Origin of the sequence: Streptomyces poriferorum (genome assembly GCF_019399235.1) — a bacterium.
In the GTDB taxonomy this organism is placed as follows: Bacteria; Actinomycetota; Actinomycetes; order Streptomycetales; family Streptomycetaceae; genus Streptomyces; species Streptomyces poriferorum.
The window spans coordinates 1-4,241 of sequence record NZ_JAELVH010000417.1 but is presented as its reverse complement, the minus strand read 5'-3'; the positions used below and the strand labels follow the sequence as shown (position 1 = coordinate 4,241).

Genomic DNA, 4,241 nt, shown 5'->3' with positions numbered 1-4,241 from the left:
GGTGAGGGCCGTAGGACGAGCACGCTGCGGGTGTCTCATGCGTTCCATTCGCCGTTGATGGAACCGATGCTGGCGGAGTTCGGGGCGGTGGTGGCCGGGCTGTCGTTCGGGGCCGCGTCGATTCCGGTGGTGTCGGGAGTGACGGGTGAGCTGTCGCAGGAGGTCACGACGCCGTCGTACTGGGTGCGGCATGTGCGGGAGGCTGTGCGGTTCGCGGATGCGGTGTCGTTTGTCGTGTCGCGTGGGGTGACGTCGTTCGTCGAGGTGGGTCCGGACGGTGTGCTGTGTGGGATGGCGCAGCAGTCGGTGGACGCGGAGACTGCGGTCTTCGTTCCGCTGGTGCGTAAGGGCCGTCCCGAGGTGGCGGCGACGATTACCGCGCTGGGTCAGTTGCACGTGGCCGGTGTGCCGGTGGACTGGGCCCGGTTCTTCGAGGGCACCGGTGCCCGTCGCGTCGATCTGCCCACCTACGCCTTCCAGCGTGAGCGGTACTGGATGCAGGCGGAACCGGGAGCACTCGACGCGGGATCATTGGGGCTCGACCAGGCCGGCCACCCCCTGCTCGGTGCCGCTGTCACCCTTCCCGGAGCGGACGGGCCCGTACTGACGGGCCGGCTGTCCCTCGACACCCAGCCCTGGCTTGCCGACCACCGCATGGGCACGTCCGCTCTGTTTCCCGGTGCGGGCCTGGTGGAACTGGCGCTCTGCGCCGGCGCTCAGGTCGGATGCGACGTCCTTGACGAGCTGACCCTTCAGGTGCCCCTGGTGCTGCCGCCCCGCGGCGGCGTCCAGATCCGGGTCCTGGTCGGGGCCGACGACGGCACCGGCGCCCGGAGCGTCACCGTGCATGCGCGGGACGAGGACGGTGAAGCGGGCGACGAACCATGGACCCTGCACGCAGACGGTGTGCTGCTCCCGGACGCGGCCGTGCCCGGATTCGACGCCGCCGTCTGGCCCCCGGATGGCGCCTCGCCGCTCGAACTGGGCGATGTGTACGAGGATTTGGCCCGACACGGGTACGACTACGGGCCCGTGTTCCAGGGGCTCGAAGCGGCCTGGCGGCGTGACGGCGTGACCTTCGCGGAGGTTGCCCTGCCGGAGGCGGCGGTCCCGGACGCGGAACACTACGGTCTGCACCCCGCGCTGCTCGATGCGGCGCTGCACGCCTCGCTCGTCGACGACCCCGGTGCGAAGCCCGGCGGAGAGGGAACGGCGCGGCTCCCCTTCGCGTGGAAGAGGGTCCGCCTCCATGCCGTGGGCGCGGCCCGGCTCCGGGTGAGGATTGCACCCGCGGGTCCCGACAGCATCACCGTGGACGGAGCGGACACCGAGGGACGCCCCGTGTTCTCCGTGGGCGCCCTCGTCACCAGGCCGGTGGCCGTGACGGCCACGGCCGGCACGGCACCGAACGGTTCCCTGTACTCAGTGCGGTGGACGCCGCTCACGCCGGCCCCGGCACCCGTCGCGCCCGAGGCCGTCGCCGTGCGGTGGGAGGACCGGCACGACGGCCCCGTGCCGGAGGCCGCCGTCCTCGTCTGGGAGTGCCCGCCGCCCGTCGGCGACATGGTGTCCGGCGCCCACGAACTGACCGCTCGCGCTCTCGGTGTCGTACAGGAGTGGCTGACGGAAGAGCGGTTCGCATCCAGCAGGCTGCTCGTGGTCACCCGGGGAGCGGTCGCCCTGCCGGGTGAGACGCTCACCCATCCGGCCGCCGCCGCCGTCTCCGGTCTTGTGCGGTCTGCTCAGACGGAGAACCCCGGACGGATTCTGCTCACCGACATCGGACCTGACCTCACCCCGGACGCCCCGGCCCTGGCCGCCTCGGGCGAACCCGAGTCGGCAGTCCGCGGAAGCGGTGTGTGGGTCCCGCGGCTGGTCCGTGTCCCGTCGGCGCCGGACCGGGCGGACCGCGCTCCGTTCGGTGGTGACGACGCGACCGTGCTGGTCACCGGTGGTACGGGCACGCTCGGTGCTCTCGTCGCCCGTCATCTCGTCACCGCGCACGGCGTCCGGCGTCTCGTGCTCACCGGCCGCCGCGGACCTGACGCCCCCGGAGCCGCCGCACTGTGCGCCGAACTGACAGACCTGGGCGCCGAAGTCACCGTCACGGCGTGCGACCTCGCCGACCGGGAGGCCGTCCGCGCCCTGCTGACCCCGCACCCGCCGACAGCGGTCGTCCACTGCGCGGGGGTGCTGGACGATGCCACCCTCGGCTCGCTCACCGCCGGCCAACTGGCCCGTGTCCTCAGGCCGAAGATCGACGCGGCGTGGAACCTGCATGAGCTGACGGCCCACCTTGACCTGTCCGCCTTCGTTCTCTTCTCGTCCGTCGCGGGCGTCCTCGGCAACCCGGGGCAGGCCAACTACGCCGCCGGTAACGCCTTCCTGGATGCTCTGGCCGTCCTGCGGCAGGGCCTCGGCCTGCCGGGGCAGTCCCTCGCGTGGGGTCTGTGGGCCGACGGCGACGGGATGGCGAGCGGGCTGGACGACACCGGCCTGCGACGGATGAGCCGGTCCGGTGTGGAACCCCTCCTGCCGGGCCACGCGCTGGCACTGCTGGACGAGGCCGGGCAGTCGGACGAGGCGCTGCTCCTTCCGGTCCGGCTCGACCTCAGGGCCCTGCGCGCGGCGGAACCGCCGGCGCCGATCCTGTCCGGCCTGGTACGCCGCAAGGCGCGTGCCGCCTCCGCCGCCGCTCAGGAGCCCCGGTCCGGCCTGGCTGCCCTGGCGCCGAAGGAGCGGCTGCGGGCCCTGCTCGACCTCGTACGGGACCGGGTGGCTTCCGTACTCGGTCACGGGTCGGCGGCCGACGTGGAACCCGACCGGGCCTTCACCGAGATCGGGTTCGACTCCCTGACGGCAATGGAGCTGCGCAACCAGCTCGCCTCCGCCACCGGACTGCGGCTGCCCGCCACCCTGGTCTTCGACCACCCCAACGCCCGTGCCGTCGCAGGGCACCTGGACACGCTGCTCGCGGGCGACAGCGCGGCCGCCGCGCCCACCGCGGTTGCCGCTCGGACCGCCGACGACGACCCCGTGGTCATCGTCTCCATGGCCTGCCGCTACCCTGGCGGCGTGCGCTCGCCCGAAGACCTGTGGCGGCTCGTCGACGACGGTGTCGACGCCATCACCGAGTTCCCGCGCAACCGTGGCTGGGACCTGGAACGGCTCTACGACCCCGAGTCCACCCGTCCCGGTACCTGCTACGTACGCCACGGCGGATTCCTGCACGACGCCGCCGACTTCGATCCCGGCTTCTTCGGCATGAGCCCGAACGACGCGCTGACCACCGACCCGCAGCACCGGCTGATGCTGGAGGTGGCGTGGGAGGCGATGGAGCGGGCGACGATCGATCCGCTCTCGCTCAAGGGCACCGCGACCGGAGTCTTCACCGGCACGATGTACCACGACTACGCGGGCAACAGCGCCGCCGGATCGCTCGGCCCCGGCCGCGTCTCGTACACCTTCGGTCTCGAAGGGCCCTCGCTGGCCGTCGACACCGCGTGTTCGTCGTCCCTGGTGGCGCTGCACCTGGCCGCCCAGGCCGTACGGTCGGGCGAATGCGGGCTCGCCCTGGTCGGCGGTGTGACCGTCATGTCGACCCCCGAGACGTTCATCGAGTTCGCCCGGCAGCGCGGGCTGTCCCGCGACGGCCGGTGCCGCTCGTTCTCCGCGGCCGCCGACGGCGCCGCCTGGTCCGAGGGCGCGGGCGTGCTCGTGATCGAACGGCTCTCCGACGCCCGCCGGAACGGGCATCCGGTGCTGGCCGTCCTGCGCGGCAGCGCCGTCAACCAGGACGGTGCCAGCAACGGGCTCATGGCTCCCAACGGCCCGTCCCAGCAACGCGTCATCCGGCAGGCCCTCGCGAACGCGGGACTCGGCACCGCCGAGGTGGACGCGGTCGAGGCCCACGGGACCGGGACCACCCTGGGCGACCCGATCGAGGCGCAGGCACTGCTCGCCACGTACGGCCGGGGCCGCCCCGCGGACCAGCCGCTGTACCTGGGCTCGATCAAGTCGAACATCGGGCACGCCCAGGCCGCCGCGGGCATCGCCGGAGTGATCAAGATGGTCGAGGCGATGCGGCACGGAGTCCTGCCGAGCTCCCTCCACCTGGAGGAGCCCTCGTCCCAGGTCGACTGGACAACGGGTGACGTCTCCCTGCTGACAGCGGCGCGCCCGTGGCCCGTACTGGACCGCCCGCGCCGCGCCGGAATCTCCTCGTTCGGCATCAGCGGCAC

1 protein-coding gene is annotated in these 4,241 nt (G+C 72.8%); it reads left to right on the top strand.

The annotated features are described in order from the left end of the window. Positions 1-57 precede the first annotated feature (57 nt). On the top strand, positions 58-4,241 hold a 4,184-nt coding region (locus JGS39_RS37375; RefSeq protein WP_219574236.1), incomplete at its 3' end, for an SDR family NAD(P)-dependent oxidoreductase.